Annotated in this window: 11 protein-coding genes; 2 read left to right on the forward strand and 9 right to left on the reverse strand. The window is 72.6% G+C overall.

The window, feature by feature from the left end:
• Positions 1 to 24: 24 nt before the first annotated feature.
• Genes ADY01_RS04490 through ADY01_RS04505 form a run of 4 tightly spaced genes read right to left on the reverse strand, consistent with a single transcriptional unit; the run spans position 25 to position 5,176 of the window.
• Entirely contained in the window at positions 25 to 1,203 is a 1,179-nt protein-coding gene (locus tag ADY01_RS04490; RefSeq protein WP_078899989.1) for an ABC transporter permease, read from the reverse strand.
• 6 nt (positions 1,204 to 1,209) lie between these two features.
• Entirely contained in the window at positions 1,210 to 2,211 is a 1,002-nt protein-coding gene (locus ADY01_RS04495) for an ABC transporter permease (protein ID WP_049565727.1), read from the reverse strand.
• Positions 2,212 to 2,229: 18 nt separating this feature from the next.
• Positions 2,230 to 4,224 carry an ABC transporter substrate-binding protein gene (locus ADY01_RS04500; protein ID WP_049565732.1) on the reverse strand — a complete coding sequence of 665 codons (1,995 nt, stop codon included), beginning with the start codon at positions 4,222 to 4,224 and terminating at the stop codon, positions 2,230 to 2,232.
• Complete coding sequence (locus ADY01_RS04505; RefSeq protein ID WP_078899990.1) at positions 4,214 to 5,176, reverse strand: dihydrodipicolinate synthase family protein; 963 nt, start codon at positions 5,174 to 5,176, stop codon at positions 4,214 to 4,216. The genes ADY01_RS04500 and ADY01_RS04505 overlap by 11 nt, the downstream gene beginning before the upstream one ends.
• Positions 5,177 to 5,381: 205 nt before the next feature.
• On the opposite strand from ADY01_RS04505, the gene ADY01_RS04510 reads away from it, so the two are divergent.
• On the forward strand, positions 5,382 to 6,113 hold the full coding sequence (locus tag ADY01_RS04510; protein WP_049565740.1) for a GntR family transcriptional regulator: 732 nt from the start codon (positions 5,382 to 5,384) through the stop codon (positions 6,111 to 6,113).
• 7 nt (positions 6,114 to 6,120) lie between these two features.
• Positions 6,121 to 8,058 (forward strand): glycoside hydrolase family 127 protein, encoded by a 1,938-nt coding sequence (locus tag ADY01_RS04515; protein ID WP_063784111.1) that lies wholly within the window; start codon positions 6,121 to 6,123, stop codon positions 8,056 to 8,058.
• Here ADY01_RS04515 and ADY01_RS04520 read toward each other — a convergent pair.
• The 5 genes from ADY01_RS04520 to ADY01_RS04540 all read right to left on the reverse strand — a co-directional run bounded on the left by ADY01_RS04520 (position 8,048) and on the right by ADY01_RS04540 (position 16,949).
• A complete protein-coding gene (locus ADY01_RS04520; RefSeq protein ID WP_049565744.1) occupies positions 8,048 to 10,333 on the reverse strand; it encodes an Ig-like domain-containing protein in 2,286 nt (761 codons plus the stop codon). The genes ADY01_RS04515 and ADY01_RS04520 overlap by 11 nt on opposite strands.
• 42 nt (positions 10,334 to 10,375) lie before the next feature.
• The gene (locus ADY01_RS04525; RefSeq protein WP_049565748.1) at positions 10,376 to 12,808 is read right to left on the reverse strand and encodes a glycosyl hydrolase family 95 catalytic domain-containing protein; all 2,433 of its coding nucleotides are present in this window, start codon (positions 12,806 to 12,808) and stop codon (positions 10,376 to 10,378) included.
• A gap of 66 nt (positions 12,809 to 12,874) precedes the next feature.
• Positions 12,875 to 14,071 (reverse strand): hypothetical protein, encoded by a 1,197-nt coding sequence (locus ADY01_RS04530; RefSeq protein ID WP_049565751.1) that lies wholly within the window; start codon positions 14,069 to 14,071, stop codon positions 12,875 to 12,877.
• Positions 14,068 to 14,967 (reverse strand): CoA transferase, encoded by a 900-nt coding sequence (locus ADY01_RS04535; RefSeq protein WP_049565754.1) that lies wholly within the window; start codon positions 14,965 to 14,967, stop codon positions 14,068 to 14,070. Before ADY01_RS04535 ends, ADY01_RS04530 begins: the two co-directional genes overlap by 4 nt.
• 119 nt (positions 14,968 to 15,086) lie before the next feature.
• Positions 15,087 to 16,949: a right-handed parallel beta-helix repeat-containing protein gene (locus ADY01_RS04540; RefSeq protein ID WP_234320057.1), complete on the reverse strand. Its 1,863-nt coding sequence runs from the start codon at positions 16,947 to 16,949 to the stop codon at positions 15,087 to 15,089.
• Between the last annotated feature and the right edge of the window lie 98 nt (positions 16,950 to 17,047).

Consider the following 17,047-nt stretch of genomic DNA (forward strand, 5'->3'; position numbering starts at 1 on the left):
CCTTCGGCTCGGTGCGGGGCGGTCTCACTTGTACGGATCCGCGGAGTCGCGCAGCCCGTCGCCCACGAAGTTCATGGCCAGGACGGTGACGAACACCGCGAGACCGGGGAGCATCAGCCACGGCGCGGTCTCGATGGTCCGCACGTTCTGCGCCTCCTGGAGCAGGACCCCCCAGCTGACCGCCGGGGACTGGAGGCCGAGGCCGAGGAAGCTCATGGCGGTCTCGCCGAGGATCATCGCGGGCACGGCCATGCTCAGCGAGGCGATCACATGGCTGGACATGGAGGGCACCATGTGGCGGAAGATGATCCGGCGTCTGCCGCACCCGTCGAGCCGGGCCGCGATCACGAAGTCGTCCTCGCGCAGGGACAGGAAGCGCCCGCGCACCACCCGGGCCAGGCCCGTCCAGCCGATCACCGACAGGATCGTGGTGATGGCGAAGTACCGCATCAGCGGCCCCCAGTCGGGGGGCACGGCCGCCGAGAGCGCCAGCCACAGGGGCAGTGTCGGGACCGCCATGAGGAACTCGATGAGGCGTTGGATCGCGGTGTCGGGGGCCCCGCCGAAGTAGCCGGAGATGCCGCCGAAGAACAGTCCGAGCACGAAGCTCACGACCACCCCGATGAGCCCGATGGACAGCGAGACCCGCGCCCCGTGGATGATGCGCGACAGCAGGTCCCGCCCGGATCTGTCCGCGCCGAGGAAGTAGGCCCGCTGGTCGGCGTCCACGGGGCCGAAGAGGTGGCGGTCCATCGGGATGATGCCCCACATCTCGTACGACTCCCCGCGCGGGAGGAGCCGGAGCGGGATCCTCTCCGAGGTGTCGACGGTGTGCACCTGCTCGAACGTCTCCGGGTCCCGCCGGGTCTCGAACCCGTGGACGTAGAGGTCGATTCCCCCGGTGAGGCTGAAGTCCACCTGGATCGTCTGCGGCGGGGCGTAGGTGAGCTCCTCGTCGGTGGCGCTCGCGGAGGCGGGCGCCAGGAACTCCGCGAAGACGACGACGAGGTAGACGCCCAGGACCACGACCGCGCCGCCGACCGCCAGCTTGTGCTTGCGGAACTTCCGCCAGACCAGGCGCCACTGCGAGGCGCGGCCCAGTTCGAGGTCGGCGCCGGCCTCCCCCACCGGCGGCTCCTCGGGCGAGGCGCCGCCGGTCTCCCGCCGGCCCTTCCTGGCCAGCGCACGGGGCCATGACAGCATGCGCGCTCACTTCCCCTCGTAGCGGTACCGGATGCGGGGGTCCCACCAGGCCAGCATCAGGTCGCTGATGAGCGTGCCGACGACGGTGAGGGTGCTGAGGATCAGCACGAAGCTGCCCACCAGGTACATGTCCTGGTTCTCCACCCCGCCGAGCAGCAGTGGTCCCGTCGTGGGCAGGCTCATGACGATCGAGATGATCGTCTCGCCGCTGATCAGGCCGGGCAGCAGCCAGCCCACGGTGCTGAAGAACGGGCTGAGCGACATCCGCACGGGGTACTTCAGCAGCAGCTTCCACTCGGGCAGGCCCTTGGCGCGGGCGGCGACCACGTAGGGCTTGTACAGCTCGTCCAGCAGGTTCGCCCGCGTGATCCTGATCAGTCCGGCCGTCCCGGACATGCCGATGATGAGCACCGGCAGCCACATGTGGGAGGCCAGGTCGAGCAGCTTGCCCAGGTTCCACGCCGCGTCCTGGTACTCCGGTGAGAACAGTCCCCCCGGACTCTGGCCGAAGTACCGCATCCCCACGTACATGAAGAGCAGGGCGAGCATGAACTCGGGGACGGCCATGCCGACGAAGCCGAAGAACGTGGCGAGGTAGTCCCCTGCCGAGTACTGGCGCACCGCGGAGAGGATGCCGATCGGGAAGGCGATCGCCCACACGAACAGCAGGGTGCTGACCGACAGGAAGAACGACAGGCCGACCCGGTCCCAGATCAGGTCGGAGACCGGTCTGCCGTTCCAGGCGAAGGCCTGGCCGAAGTCACCGTGCAGGACGATGTTGGTGATCCACTTCCAGTACTGGGCGAAGAAGGGCTGGTCGAGTCCGTATCTCGCCCGGAGCGCCGCCAGTTCGCCGTCGCTCATCAGCTCGCCCCGCGCCTCGGCCTGCGCCTCCAGCGTGGAGACGTAGTCGCCGGGTGGCAGGCTGACGACGAAGAAGGAGACCAGCGAGATCGCGAACAGGGTCACGACCATCAGCAGCAGGCGCCGGACGAGGAACGTCAGCATGTTCTCTCCCCGCCTCCGTCACGCCTCGTCGGAGATGAAGTACTGCTCGGGGTTGGTCGGGCCGGGGGCCTGGTAGGCCACGGCGCCGGTGAAGGAGTCCGGCACGTTGTGGAAGCTCGTCTTCACTACCCCGTACTCGGTCGGCGGGGTGGAGATCCCGATGTAGTAGAACTCTTCCTTCGTGATCTCCAGGATCTGCCGGGCGAGGCTGGTCGCCTCCTCCGGGTCGAAGGTCAGGCGCATCTCGTCGAAGAGCTCCAGCTGCCGCCTGACCCGCTCGGGCGGCTCCGAGCCGTCGCGGCCCGAGCGGGTGTACCACTTGGCCCACTCGGAGGCGAAACGCGAGGAGCCGCGCGGGTTGGAGGGCAGGTAGTAGTGGTTGCCGCCGGCGCCGGTGCGGATGTCGAACGGGCCGCCGGTCCAGGTGGCCAGCTCGGACTCGCCCGCCTCGACCCGTTCCCAGTAGAGCGTCTCGGCCATCCGCTGGATGGTCACCTCGACGCCCACCTCCCGCCAGTCGGAGCGGATCAGGTCCAGCGCGTCGACCTGGTCGGCGTAGTCGGAGACCACGAGCACGTTCAACGAGAGGGACCCGCCGTCCGCGCGCCGCCGGATGCCGCCGCCGTCGCGCTCGGTGAAGCCGGCCCGGTCCAGGTACTCGTTCGCCAGGTCCACGTCGTAGGCCGTGTACTGCTCGCCGAGCTCCGCGTCGTGCAGGTCGCTGCCGGGGATGGGCGCGCACTGCCAGGGCTGGCCCTGCCCCCCGTAGATGGTGTCGATGATCTTCTGCCGGTCGATCGCGTGGGACAGGCCGATCCGGACGTCCTTGTCGGCGAGGATCGCGCGCAGACCCGCGTCGGGGTGGGTCCGGTTGAAGCCGATGATCATCGTGTTGACCGTCTCGGGGACGAGGTCGACCAGCTCGTAGCCGCCCTCGTCCTGGCTGTCGGCGATCACCGGCTTGTTGCGGATGGTGCCGAAGTGGTAAAGCTGCATGTCCAGGTCGCCGTTGGAGACCTTGAGCACCTCGACCTCGACGTCCTCCACCACCTCGCACACCATCTTGTCGATGTAGGGCAGCTGGCTGCCGTCGGGATCGACCTTCCAGTAGTACGGATTGCGCTCGGCGACCACGGAGGAGCCCTCGCCGACCTGGTTCCTCGCCAGCCAGCCGTTGAGCGTGGGGAGTTCGGGGTTCGACCACGGCTCGACCTGGACCGCGATGTAGTCGACCCACCGGTTGAACCCGGCGTCCTGGGCCACGCGCTCCGCGTTCTCGTTGTACTTGGCGTGGATCTGCTTCAGGTAGTGCTTGGGCAGGCACATCACCGCGCCCGAGGTGCCGGCGATCTGCTCCAGGAAGCCCGCCTTGGGCTCCTCGTAGACGTAGCGCACGGTGTGCTCGTCCACCTTCTCGAAGCGCGCCGGCTGCCCGGAGCGGGAGAGCCACAGCTCGTAGATCGAGTCCGGGTGGAGCTCGGGGTAGACGTTGTAGTCGTTGAAGGCGAAGTCGAAGTCGTCCGCGGTGACGGGCTCGCCGTCGGACCACCTCAGGCCCCGGCGCAGGGTGAAGACGTACTCCCGGCCGCCGTCGACCACCTCGAAGCCCTCGCAGACGTTCGGCAGGATCTCGGTGGCGGCCGACCCCTCCCAGTGCGGCGCCCAGCGCACCAGCGGCTCGTAGCCGAGGGTGCGGCGCAGCCAGGGCAGGTCCTCCTGGGTGAGCATCGCCGAGTGCCAGGTGCCGCCGTAGACGCCGGTCCGCTCCAGCGGCTGGACGACCAGCGGGCTGGCGGGCAGGCGTTCCTCCACCGGGGGCAGCTCGCCGCGCTCGACCCGCTCGCGCAGCGAGGGCGCCTCCTTCCCCTTCGGCCCGGAGCTGCTGTCCTCGCCCGCGGGATCGGTGTCGAAGAAGCCGCAGCCGGACGCGGTGGCGACCACGAACAGCCCGACACCGCCGCGCAGCAGGTCCCGTCTGTGCAGGGCCCGGCCTGATATCCGTTCAGGTGTCATCTCCACGCTCCTTCGCGGGAACCGCCGACTCCAGCTCACGGACCATCGGCACCACCGTCGAGGAGAGGCGCCGCCGCTCCTCGGCGTCGAGGAGCGCCAAGGGCTCCGCGGCGTGGTCGGCGTCGATGTGGCCGAGTTCGGCGAGGACGAACTTGTAGGTGCTGACGGCCGTGGAGAGGGTCGGCGCCCGGCGTGCCAGGCGCATCGCCTCCAGGAGGTCGTCGAGCTGGTCCTGCATCAGCCGGGCCCGCTCCCAGTCGCCGGCCCGCGCGGCGTCGTACAGGGCCACGAGGTGCCGGGGGGTCAGGTTGGCCAGCGAGGAGGTGACCCCGGAGGCGCCCACGAACAGGGAGATGTCGCTCACGGCGCTGCCGCCGGTGAAGCACCGCAGCGGCGAGCCGGCAGCGGCGGCGCGGCGCACCAGCCGCCGGAACCAGGCCATGTCGCCGTCGCTGTCCTTGATGCCGGCGAGCACCCCCTCCCGGGCCAGCGACACCACGCAGTCCGCCGTCAGCGCGAGCTTGGTCAGCCGCGGCATGTGGTAGGCGAGGATCGGGAAGCCGACGGCCTCGGCGACCCGGCGGTAGTGGTCGCGATGCTCCTCGCGGGTGAACTCGGCGAAGTAGGGCGCGATGACGGAGACCTGGTCCGCGCCGGCCTCCACCGCGGCCCGCGCGTGGCGGACGGTGAGCCGGGTCGCGGTGTCGCCCACGTGGGCCACCACGGGCGCGCGGCCCGCGGCGGCCCCGGCCGCGACCCGGACGGCGACGGCGCGCTCACCCGCGTCCAGGGCGTGGAACTCGCCGGTGGTGCCGTTCATCCAGAGCCCGTGGACACCGGAGTCGAACAGGTGCCGCAGGTGGCATTCCAGCGAGCGGGTGTCGACCGCCCCGTCCGGGCTCATGGGCAGGATGACAGGGGCGATGACGCCATGAAGATTCCGGAACGGCATAGGCACCCCAGAGGCATGTCAGCGGTATGCCATGAGTGTGCAGGGCGGGTAATATAGCGTCAACCCTCGTGCCACCGGATTCTGCTCGGCGGCGGGACAGGAGCGGGGCAGACGACCGATCGACCAGCGGCATACCATGAGCCCCAGCCGGAGGGGGCCGGGCCGAGCGCCCGGACACCCCGTCGTGGAGCGCCAGGGAGGCGGCATGATCTCACCGAGAACGACATCGGCCCAGCAGGGGTCGGCGGCCTCGTCCGCGGCGCCCGCCGCCGAGAGCCTGGAGAACCACGCGCGCAGGGCCCTGGTGGAGTGGCTGACGAAGGAGCGGCCCGCCCCGGGCCAGCCCGTGCCGGTGCGCGAGTTCGCCCGGCGGCTCGGCATGAGCCGCACCCCCGTCCGCAGCGCGGTGGGACGCCTGTACGAGCGGGGCCTGCTGGCGTACGACGCCACCGCCGGCTTCACGGTGGCGATCCCCTCGCTCTCCAGCATCTACGAGCTCTTCGAGCTGAGGCTGATGCTGGAGTCGCACAGCCTGCGGCTCTTCGCGGAGCGCACCGACCGGGAGCCTCCCGCGCGGCTGCGTGAACTGGTCGACGAGGCCGAGGAGTTGTCCCGGCTGTCGCTGCGCGACCCGGAGCGGTACATCGAGTTCCGGGAGAACGACGGCGCCTTCCACCGCGCCCTGGTCGAGCTGGGCGGCCTGCCCATGATGCTGGACCTTCACGACGACCTGCACCTGAGCATCCACGTCACGCGCACCGGCATGGAGGCCCCCATCACCGCCTCCCGCCTGAACGCCGCCGTCTCCGAGCACCGCGCGATCGTGGACGCGCTGGAGAGTGGTGACCGGCTCGGCGCCCGGGAGCTGCTGGAGGCGCACATCCTCCGGGTGCGCGACCAGACCATCGCCTTCCTCGCCCGACCCAGGATGGAGTGAACGCCCCATGGACGGACCCGCTCTCCCCTCCCCCACCGCCCTGACGACCCACCGGCCGCCGAGGCCGTCCCACCTGCGGCTGACCGGCGGTCCCTGGCTGCGCTGGCAGCGGGTCAACCGCGAGGTGAGCCTGCCGCTGGCGCTGGAGTGGCTGGAGAAGGCCGGCAACCTGCGCAACCTGCGGATCGCCGCGGGCGAGGCGGAGGGCGAGTACCGCGGCCCGGTGTACATGGACTCGGACGTCCACAAGATCCTCGAATCGGCCGCCTGGGAGCTGGGCCACGGCCCGGACGCCGCCCTGTCGGACTTCCTCGCGCGCACCGCGGGCCTGCTGGAACGGGCTCAGGAGGAGGGCGGCTACCTCGACTCCCACTACCAGGTGGCCCAGCCGGACGGGCGCTGGACCCGGCTGGTGGACAGCCACGAGACGTACTGCGCGGGGCACCTGATGCAGGCGGCGGTGGCCGCGCACCGCGCCGGCGCGGACCCGGACGGGCGGCTGCTGGCGGTGGCCCGGCGCTTCGCCGACCTCCTGGCCGACACCTTCCTCCCCGGCCCGGGGCCCGGGCTGGACGGCCACCCGGAGGCGGAGACCGCGCTGGTGGAGCTGTACCGGGTGACGGGCGAACGGCGGTACCTGGAGCTGGCCTCCGCGTTCGTCGATCGCCGGGGCCACGGCCTGGTCGGCCGGCACAAGCACGGCTCGGCCCACCGGCAGGACCACCTGCCGGTGCGCGAGGCACCGACGCTGACCGGGCACGCGGTGCGCGGCCTCTACCTGGAGGCGGGGGTCGTCGACGTCGCGGCGGAGACGGGCGACGCGGCGCTGCTCGCGGCCTCCGCCGCCCGCTGGGCGGACATGGCGGCCACGAGGACGGCGCTGACCGGCGGGCTCGGCTCGCGGCAGGTGGGCGAGGTCTTCGGGGAGCGCTACGAACTCCCGCCCGACCTGGCCTACAACGAGACCTGCGCGTCGGCCGCGAGCGTCCAGTGGAGCTGGCGGCTGCTGCTGGCCACCGGGGAGGCCCGGTACGCCGACTTGATCGAGCGCACGCTGTACAACGCCTTCGGCGCGGCTCGTTCCGCCGACGGCCGGCGGTACTACAAGGGCAACCCGCTGCAACGCCGGGCGGACCACGCGGAGGCGGTCGGCGATCCGCGCTGCCGCGACGAGTGGTTCTTCTCGGCCTGCTGCCCGCCGGCCGTCACGCGCCTGGTCGGCTCGCTCGAACACTACGCGGTGACGGTCTCCCAGGACGCCGGTCAACCCGCCCTCCACCTCCACCAGTTCGCGCCCCTGGAGCTGTCCTGCCCGCTGGCCGGCGGCGGCCTCGGGCTGCGCGTGGAGACCGGCTACCCCTGGGAGGGCGGCGTCGCGGTCACCGTCACGCAGGCGCCCCCCGAGCCGTGGGCGCTCGCCCTGCGGATACCCCCGTGGAGCGCGCGGACCTCGCTGGAGGTGAACGGCGAGCGCCGCCCCGTCGAACGCGACGAGCGGGGCTACGCCGTGCTGCGCCGCCTCTGGCGCCCCGGCGACACGGTCACGCTCCACCTGGACGTGGCGCCCAGGCTGACCGTGCCGCACCCGCGGGTGGACGCCGTCCGCGGGTGCGTGGCGGTCGAGCGCGGGCCGCTGGTCTACTGCTTCGAGCAGGTCGACCAGGAGGCGGGCACCGAGGTGGACGACCTGGCGCTGCCGCCCGGCGTCACGTTCACGGAGCACGCGCGCGAGGACCTCGACGGGGCCGGACGCACCGTGGTGCTGCGGGCCGAGGCGGTGGCCGTCACGGGCGAGCACGAGGCGGGGCTGCCGTACCGCAGGCACGGCGGGCCGCATGCGGCTGACCTCAGGCGGCCGACGGCCGTCACCGCGGTGCCCTACTTCCAGTGGGACAACCGCGGCGACGGCGCGATGCGGATCTGGGTGCCGCTGCTCAGCGGTTGATCCGCACCTGGCTGAACGTGGCCGTCGTGTAGTTGGCGGTCAGGTTCGCCTCCTTGTTGGCGTCCACCACGAGCCCCGCGTAGAGGTCGGGGCCGATGGAGATCCGCTCGTAGCCCACGCGGGTCCACTGGAGGGAGTCGGGTGAGATCTCCGCGGTGAACTCGTCGCCGCGCAGGGTCACCCGCAGCCAGTAGGGCTGGTCCTGAAGGACCTCGCCCTCCTCCCAGGGGTAGGTGCCCACGCTCATCTCCTCGCCGGTCGAGGCGATGCGCTTGCAGACGCCGACCAGCCCGTCCGCCGAGACGGCGACGCCCATCAGGCAGAAGGCGGAGTCCTCGGTGAGGTTCTCCCGGATCATGATGCCGCCCAGCACGTCCGCGTAGACGGGGCTCACGGAGTCGACCCGGGCGATGATCTCCACCACCTCGTCGTCCGGGGCCTCGATCGGCTGGTAGACGTAGTGGAAGGAGTCCCGCCGGCCACGGATGCGGCCGGAGCCGCGCACCGTGAACTCCCCGTCGACCAGCGCCGCCGCGCCCGGGATGGGCACGTCGCCGATGTCCACGGCCGTCCAGGGCCCCAGGTCGGTGACGCGGTTGACGTGCACCGGCACCCCGCTGGAGGTGGTGGCGGTGCCGGTGCCGTCGGTGGCCAGGACCGTCAGGTAGTGCGTGCCCTCCGGCGCGTCCGGCCACGTCAGCCGGTACGGGGCGGCGGTGCTCTCGCCGAGCTTCTCCGCGCCGGCCCAGAACTCCACCCGCGCGATGCCGGCGCCCTCGTGCGCCGTCGCCTCGGCCGCGATCACCACCTCGTGGCTGCCGGACTCCGTCGTGAGGACCGTGTGCGCCGCCGGGGAGGTGATCGAGGCGGCCGGGTTGGGTGCGCCGGCGGGGCCCAGTGAGTTGAGGTAGAGCTCCAGGTGGGTGTAGCCGGTGGCCGGGTCGACCGTCGCCGCGTCGGCCGGGTCCCGCGGGTCCAGGCCGTGCGCCCGCTCCCGGTCGTCGGGGATCCCGTCGTGGTCCCGGTCGGCGGGCGGGGGCACCGCAGCCAGGGTGACCAGTCCCCCCACCTCCGTCTGGGAGTTGATCATCCGGCCCGTCCCGGCGCGCACGTCCGCGACGAGCCGGGCGTCCACGGCGTCGCGGCGCGGCAGGGTCGCGCCCGCGCCGTCGAGCACCGCCGCGTACGCCTCCTGCGGGGTCTGCCGCTCGATCTCGTCGGGGAAGGCGACGGGCTCGTCCAGCAGCGTGACCCCGCCGACGGGGATGTCCACGCCGAGCGCGTTGTCCGCGGTGATGTCGGGATGCCCCTCGATGACGTTGCCGGCGACGTGCCAGGCGCCGCCACGCCCGGGGGCGACGAGGACGGGGGCGATCTCGGCGAGGGTGTCGGGGCCGGGCTTGTAGTAGTTGTCGGCGATGTTGACGCCGACGGCCCACTCCCCGCCGTAGCACGAGGTGTAGCCGTAGTTGTAGACCACGTTGTTGCGCAGGTCGGCCCGCAGGTCCACGTCCTCGACGAAGCTGAAGCGGGGGTTGCGGCCGCCGTTGTGGATCAGCAGGTTGTGGTGGAACGTGACGTTGTCGCCGCCCCACAGCCCGCCGTAGCCGTGCCGGCCCTTCTCGTGCGCGGACATCGTGAGCCCCTCGGCGACGATGCACCACTGCACGGTGACGTTGCGGTTCCCGTAGGTGGAACAGGTCTCGTCCACGCCCCAGCTGAAGGAGCAGTGGTCGATCACGACGTCCCGGCGCCCCTCCATCTTGAAGGTGTCGATGGGGGTGCCGAGGGCGTCGGTGCCCCGGAAGCGCAGGTGGCGCAGGATGACGTTGTCCGCCTTGATCTCCGTCTCGTTGCCCGCGACGCAGATGCCGCCGCCGGGGGCGGTCTGCCCGGCGATGGTGAGGTTGGACCCGGTGATGTCCAGGCCGCCCTCCAGGTGGATCGTCCCGGAGACCCGGAAGACCACGGTGCGATCGCCCGCGGAGACCGCCTCGCGCAGCGAGCCGGGCCCGGAGTCGGCGAGGGTGGTCACCTCGTACACCGAGCCCCCGCGGCCTCCGGTGGCATGCCGGCCGCCGCCCTGGGCGCCGGGGAACGCGGGCACGTCCGCTGCGGCGGCGTCCGCGCCGCCGGCGTCCGCCTCCCCGCGGGGCACCGCGCCGCGGGCCACGCCGCCGAAAGCGGCGGAGCCCACCAGGGTGCCGGCCGCGGTCACGAAGGCACGCCGTCCGAAGGTCATGTGCCGTGCGGCCCTTCCGTTGGTGTCGGTCACGTTCGTCACTCCTCTTTCGGTGGGGACGGCCCGGGGCCTTCGCTACGCCGGGTGGAGCACGTACGTGCCCCCGGGCCGGGTGCCGAAGGCGACCACGTGGTCCTCCGGCCGGTCGGGCTCGGCACCCGTGACGTCCACACGCCCCGGCGTGCGGACGCGGACGGGGTTGCCCAGCCGGGAGCGCACGACGGCCCGCGTCACGCCGGACGAGGCCCACTCCAGGTCGATCTCGAAGCCGCCGCGCGCCACCAGCCCGCGGAAGGAGCCGGCGGGCCAGGCGGCGGGGAGGGCGGGGAGCAGCTCCACCTCGCCCGCGTGGCTCTGCATCAGCATCTCGGTGATCCCCGACACGCCGCCGAAGTTGCCGTCGATCTGGAACGGCGGGTGCAGGTCGAAGAGGTTGGGCGCGGTGCGGGCCGGGGTGAGCAGCTCGGTGAGCCGCTCGTAGGCGCGCACGGGGTCCAGCAGCCGCGCCCACATGTTGATCTTCCAGGCGAGCGACCACCCCGTGCCGGCGGCGCCGCGCAGCTCCAGGGTCTTCACGGCGGCGGCGGCGAGCTCGGGGGTGCCCCGGGGGGTGATCTGCGCGCTGGGGAACACCCCGTACAGGTGGGAGACGTGCCGGTTCTTGACGAGCGCGGCCTCCTCCCAGTCCACCAGCCACTCCTGGAGCTGGCCGAGGTAGCCGATCTGCATCGGCGCCAGCCGGCCGCGGACCTCGCCGACCCGCTCGGCGAGGCCGCGGTCCCGGTCGAGCACGTCGCTGGCCTGCCGGAACGCGTCGAAGAGGTCACGCAGCAGTTGCATGTCCATGGTCGGCCCGGCGCAGATGCTGACGCTCTCGCCCTCGTCCTGGTGGTGGGTGACCTCCGGCGAGTGCGAGGGGTTGGTGACCAGCCAGCCGGTCCGCGCGTCCTCGACCAGGGTGTCGAGGAAGAACCGCACCGCGCCCCTCATCACCGGGAAATTGCGGGCGAGGGATCCGGTGTCCCCGGTGAAGAGGTAGTGGTCCCACAGCATCAGGCTGACCCAGGCGCCGCCGGTGGGCCACATGCCGTACTGGGCGTAGTCCACGGGCGCGGTGCCGCGCCAGCCGTCGGTGTTGTGGTGGAGCACCCAGCCGGGGGCGTCGTAGAGCGCCCTGGCGGTGCGCGCGCCGGACTCGGCCAGCTCGTGGATCATGTCCACCGCCGGGTCCCAGCACTCGGCGAGGTTCGCGGGCCCGGCCGGCCAGTAGTTCATCTCGAAGTTGATGTTGACGGTGTACTTGGACTCCCAGGCCGGGTTCATGCTGTCGTTCCACAGGCCCTGGAGGTTGGCGGGCTGGCCGGGGGCGCGGGAGCAGGAGGCCAGCAGGTAGCGGCCGTACTGGAAGTACAGCGCGGCGAGTTGCGGGTCGCCGCCGTCCGCGAAGAGCCCGATCCGCTCGTCCGTGGGCAGGGTCACGCGGTCGGAGGTGCCCAGATCGATGTCGACGCGGGTGAACAGCCGCCGGTGGTCGGCCACATGGCGTTCCCGCAGCCGGGCGTAGGGCTTCCCCGCGGCCGGCTCCAGGTGGCGGCGGGCGCGGGCGACCGGGTCGGCGCCGACGTCCAGGTAGCTGCGGTAGCTGGTGGCCAGGGAGATGACCAGGGTGACCGCGTCGGACTCCGCCACGGTCAGGGCACCTTCGGCGCCGGTGCTCACCCGCCCGCCCTCGGCGACCGCGCGGGCGACGGCGCGGAAACGCACCGAGCCGGGGAGTCCGAACCAGTCCCCGCTGATCCCGTCCAGCGCGATCGTGCTCGCGTCGACGGCCGAGCCGGTGGCCCGCTGGGGGGTGGTGAACCGGGCCGTGAAGCCGACGGCCCCCGGGGCGTCCGCGGTCAGCCGCGCGACGAGGACCTGGTCGGGGGCGCTGGCGAAGACCTCCCGGGTGTGGCGCACGCCGCCGCGGGTGTAGCGGACGCGGGTGATGGCGGTCTCCAGGTCGAGCTCGCGCTCGTAGTCGCCGACCTCGCCGGCCCCGGCGAGGGCGAGTTCGAGGTCGCCGAGCACCTGGTATGCCGCCTGCTCGGAGGGGGTGCCGAGGAAGTGGGCGTCGGCGAGGACCTGCGCCTGGTGCCACTTCTCCTCCACCACCAGGCGGCGGATCTCCTCCAGGTACTCCCCGGCGTCGGGCCGGGCGTAGTCGTGCGGGCCGCCGGCCCACAGGCTGTCCTCGTTGAGTTGCAGGCGTTCGGTGCCGGTGCCGCCGAAGACCATGGCGCCGAGGCGGCCGTTGCCGACGGGGAGCGCCTGGAGCCACTCCCCGGCCGGGGCGGTGTACCACAGCCGCAGGGGGTTGGGGCCGTGTCCGCCGGCCCCGGGCGCTCCCCCGGGTGTCGCCCCGTCGGGGGCGTGCTCGGCGGCCCCGGCGGTCCGGGCGGACAGGGCGGTGGCCGCAGCGCCGGCTCCGGCGGTGGCCAGGACATGGCGTCGGGAGAACTCAGGCATGGGTCGGCTCCGGTCGTGTCTCGGGGACGGCGCGGTCGACGGCGGTCGGCGGCGCCGGGTCCGTGGTCATCGGCGTCTTCCCGCACGGTGGCGGGCGTCGAGCTCGTCCAGCAGCGCCCGGTGCGGTCGGCCCTCGGCCAGCCCCTCGCGCAGCAGCTCCGAGGCGGCCTGCTGGAACGAGGGGTAGCCGGGCCAGCGCGGGCGCACCCAGGCGCGCTCCACGGTGGCGAGGGTGGAGCGGTAGAAGCCGCCCCACTGGTCGTTGGTCCAGGGGTCGGTCCAGGCCGACCGGGCGGCGGGCTGTCCGCCGGTGACGGGGAACAGCCCGCGCTGCACCGGGTCGGCGAGCAGCCGCCGGAGGTGGTCGCGGACCGCGGAGCGCGCGGCGGCGTCGCCCGTCCGCCGGCTGGAGACCGCGAGCCCGGTGCCGCCGAGCACGCTGCCCGGGGGGTCGCCGGGCAGCCAGGCGGGCGGGGCGGAGAACGCCAGCGGGTAGGGGCCCGAGCGCGTGTAGGTCACATAGCCGTGCACCAGCGGGCAGTACCCCGGTCCCTGCCCGGCGGCCATCGCCCGCAGCACGGCGACCGGGTCGGCGGAGCCCAGCCCCGGCGGGGTCCTGGCGGCGAGCACCGCCATGGTCTCCAGGGCGGCGAGCCCCTGTTCGCGCGGGAACGGGCTGTCCTCCTCCCCGTCCCGGGCGGGCTCCCCGCCCTGGGCCAGGCAGAGCGAGAGGAAGGTGAGGAAGGCGTGCGGCCCGCCCAGGCAGAGGGTGACCGGCACCTCGCGTGGCAGCGCGCACACCTCTTCCCAGGTGCGGGGCAGGTCCCGCTCCCCCATCAGGTCCGGGCGGACGGCGGCGACCTGGGCGGCGGCGTCCAGCGGCAGCGCCCAGGTGCGGTCGTCCAGGACGTAGCTGTCGAAGCTGGGGCCGACGCTGCGCTCGCGCCAGGCCGCCAGCTCGGTGGGGCCGAAGAGCACCTCCATCGCCACGAGGCAGCCCGCCTCGACCGCGCCGCCGAGCCCGGAGTGGTCGACGACGAGGAGGTCGTAGTCGGCGGCCAGCGCGGCGATCGGCGTCGACTCGAACCCGGACAGCGGCTGCCGGTCCCAGCGCAGCGGGCGGCCGACCGTCTCGCATCCGGGCGGCACCGAGGCATCGATCCGGCTCAGCTCCTCCAGCGGGCCGTAGCCGCGCGGGTGGTCCCACGTGAGGCCGCGCAGTTCGCCGACCGCCGTGGGCGGCGCCATCGCCGGGGCCGTCATGACGCCTCCCCGCGGACGCCGAGGGAGTCCTCGGCGAGCAGCGGCCACATCCGGTGCCCGGGTCCGCCGGGGCCCGCCCGGGAGCCTTCGCGCCGGGCCCGCGGGGCGGTGCCGTTCCCGGGGTCAGGGGAGGCGGGCGCGGCCTCGACGCCGTGCCGCGCGAACGTCTCCAGCCACTCGGCGGTGGTGCGGCGCGGCAGCCGCAGCCGGACCAGCGCGGTGATCTCCTCCCGGCAGTTGTGGCCCTTGGCCTCCCGGCCGCCCAGTTCGGGCAGGTCGAGGGCGTCGCCGAGCGGGTCGAGCGGCGGCATGGCCAGGGCGAGATGGCCGTCCTTGGTGGCGAACACCCGCCGCGGGGCGCGGACCCGGGTGTGGCCGGGCGCCCCCGCCGCTCGCGCCGGGTGCCCGGCGGTCACCGAGACGAGCCGGCCCTCGCCGGTGCGCTCCCGGTGCAGCAGGGCGCCCAGCGTCCCCTCCATGGCCGAGTCGGCGGCGAGCGTCTCGTCGGCCTGCGGCCCGGTGGCGCCCCGTTCGCAGACCGCGACATAGACGAGGCCGGGGTTGGCCCGGCGGATCGTCGTGTGGTCCACGCCGAGCCGCTCGGCCACACCGGGCGGGTAGTCCTGGAGGAGGACGTCCGCGTCGCGGGCCAGGGCGAGCACCACCGACCGCCCCCGGGCGGTGGCGAGGTTCACCGTGAGGGACAGTCCGTCGCGGGCGGGCGGGGGAAGGGCCGCGGCGGGTCCGGTGGCCCGCGCCCGGCCCTCCCCGGCGTGGTCCGGCCGCTGCTCCACCGTGACCACGTCGGCGCCGAGGTCGCCCAGGCGCCTGGCCGTCCGCGGCCCGGCCCTGGTGACCGACAGGTCGACCACCCGGTAGCCGTCCAGAATTCCCATGGTGCTTCCCTCCGTTGTCCCGTTGTCCCGATATCCCGATATCCCGATATCCCGATGTCCCGATGTTCGTCGTCCGCCCGCGGTGGGCCGGTGGCCGTTCCGGCCCGTTCAGGCGGCCGTCAGTCCGTCGCCTCGGGCACCGGGTAGGGGAAGGAGTCGTCGACGCCGATCCGGTCGTACTCCATCCGCGAGGTGTCGAAGCCCTCCTGCCAGTTGGCGTTCTCCACCGTGTTGCACTGGTAGCTCTGGTACTTGTCGTCGGTGACCTCGCCGACCTCGATGTCGGCGAAGCTGAATCCGCAGCCGCCGGCGTCCATGTGCACGCCGCGGGTGCCGCTGTCGGGCATCGAGTCGTCCGGGATGACGTCGCCGATGACGACCTGCCGCACGTGGTTGTCGATCGGGTGCGGCTCGGCGTTGTCGACGCCGTAGGTGTAGAAGGCGCCCATGTCGCCGCTGTCCAGCCCGACTTCCTCGATGCGCAGGTACTCGAAGACGTTGTCGCGGGCGTAGTTGTCCTCGGCGGCGACCTCGGGGCGCACCTCCAGGCTCACCCCGTAGCGGGCGCTGTGCTCGATCAGGCTGTGGCTGACCACGTTCCGGCCGGTGTTCATCAGCTCCACGCCGGAGGCGTCCCCGGGCACCAACTCGCCGTAGTGGGTGATGTAGTTGTTGGTGAACAGGTGGCCGTAGGAGGTGTCGCCCTCGCCCGGGTAGGGGCCCTCGACCTTGATGCCGTCGGCGCCGATGTTCTCCAGCAGGCTGCTCTCGACGGTCAGTCCCTCGTTGGCGAAGAGGGCGTAGACGGCGTGGTAGCCCGTGTCGGAGATGCGCATCCGCGACAGGGTGATGTCCCGGCTGTTGGTGACCGTCACCGCGCCGAAGCGGTTGCGGGGCATCTCGATCTGCCGGTCGTACTCCGGGTACTCGTGGGCGTAGCCGGAGTCGCCCTCGCTGATCCAGCCGAAGCGGTACCAGTCGACGAAGTCGCTGTACTGGAGGGCGAGTCCGTCGAAGGTGATGTTCTCCACGCGGTGCTCGGGGCTGCTGCCCGCCAGCTCGATGAGCGTGTCCGCGACCGGCGCCATGATCTCGGCGTCCTCGATGTCGCCGCGCGGCTTGTAGTAGAGCTGGCCCGCGTCGTAGTCGAGGTAGTACTCGCCGGCCTGGTCCAGGAAGTCCAGGGAGTTCTGGAGGAAGTACCGTGATCCGCTCCGGCTGTTGATCAGCGCGTAGCGCGTCCAGTGCTCCATGGTCAGCTGGTTGTCGTCCCAGGAGGGGTTCTGGATCGGCACGGTGTCCGTGAACCAGCTCCAGCTGCCGCCCGACCAGATGAAGACCTCGGCGTCGTCGAGGTCCCAGGTCGGGTCCCACTCACCGGGGTTGGAGTACAACCACTGGTGCACGGCCTCCTTTTCCGGCTCCTTCAGCACGGAGAACAGGTAGGGCGCCCACTCCTCGTCCGTGGCGCGGTTGGGGTAACGGGCGGTGGTGGCCCGCCGGCCGTCCTCGAAGAGAGTGTGGAACGGGTTGTCCGTGCCGACCTCGGCGCGGTAGATGCCGTCCTGGTACTCCTCCCAGTCGGTGACCCGCTCGGCGCCGACGACACGCGCCTCGCCGGGGCCGTCGTAGCTGCGGTAGACGACCTGGTGGCCGCGCGTTCCCGAGTCGTTCTCGTCGAACTCCAGGGCCTGGTCCACCTGGTAGTCGCCGGCCCGCAGGTTCACCACGATGTCGCAGCGCATCCGCCGGGTCAGGCCCTCCTCGCGCAGGTGGTCGCGGGCGTGCTCGATCGTCTGCCAGGCGTCGTCCTTGTCGCCCTCGGCCCGGTCGCTGCCGTCCGGGGAGACGAAGAACTGCCGGGGCTCGCACGCCTCGGCGGCGGTGCTGGCGTCCCCGGGCAGCGCCGCGCCGGCGACCAGCAGCAGGGTGCTCGCCGCCAGCGCCGGAAGGCTCCGGTTGCGTCTACGGGTTCTGGACAAAACGGGATCTCCTTGTGTCTCGGAACGGCGGCTCGTCCGGTCCGGGGAACGGGGGGTGTCCATGCGGCTCCGAGGGTGCGGGAGCCGGGGCCGGTATC

It is taken from the genome of Streptomyces sp. SBT349 (assembly GCF_001083795.1).
Taxonomy (GTDB): domain Bacteria; phylum Actinomycetota; class Actinomycetes; order Streptomycetales; family Streptomycetaceae; genus Streptomyces.

Excerpts from the sequence above, each read along its gene's own strand:
- ADY01_RS04490 (WP_078899989.1), bottom strand. The coding sequence starts at position 1,203 with ATGCTGTCATGGCCCCGTGCGCTGGCCAGGAAGGGCCGGCGGGAGACC.
- ADY01_RS04495 (WP_049565727.1), bottom strand. The coding sequence starts at position 2,211 with ATGCTGACGTTCCTCGTCCGGCGCCTGCTGCTGATGGTCGTGACCCTG.
- ADY01_RS04500 (WP_049565732.1), bottom strand. The coding sequence starts at position 4,224 with ATGACACCTGAACGGATATCAGGCCGGGCCCTGCACAGACGGGACCTG.
- ADY01_RS04505 (WP_078899990.1), bottom strand. The coding sequence starts at position 5,176 with ATGCCGTTCCGGAATCTTCATGGCGTCATCGCCCCTGTCATCCTGCCC.
- ADY01_RS04510 (WP_049565740.1), top strand. The coding sequence starts at position 5,382 with ATGATCTCACCGAGAACGACATCGGCCCAGCAGGGGTCGGCGGCCTCG.
- ADY01_RS04515 (WP_063784111.1), top strand. The coding sequence starts at position 6,121 with ATGGACGGACCCGCTCTCCCCTCCCCCACCGCCCTGACGACCCACCGG.
- ADY01_RS04525 (WP_049565748.1), bottom strand. The coding sequence starts at position 12,808 with ATGCCTGAGTTCTCCCGACGCCATGTCCTGGCCACCGCCGGAGCCGGC.
- ADY01_RS04530 (WP_049565751.1), bottom strand. The coding sequence starts at position 14,071 with ATGACGGCCCCGGCGATGGCGCCGCCCACGGCGGTCGGCGAACTGCGC.
- ADY01_RS04535 (WP_049565754.1), bottom strand. The coding sequence starts at position 14,967 with ATGGGAATTCTGGACGGCTACCGGGTGGTCGACCTGTCGGTCACCAGG.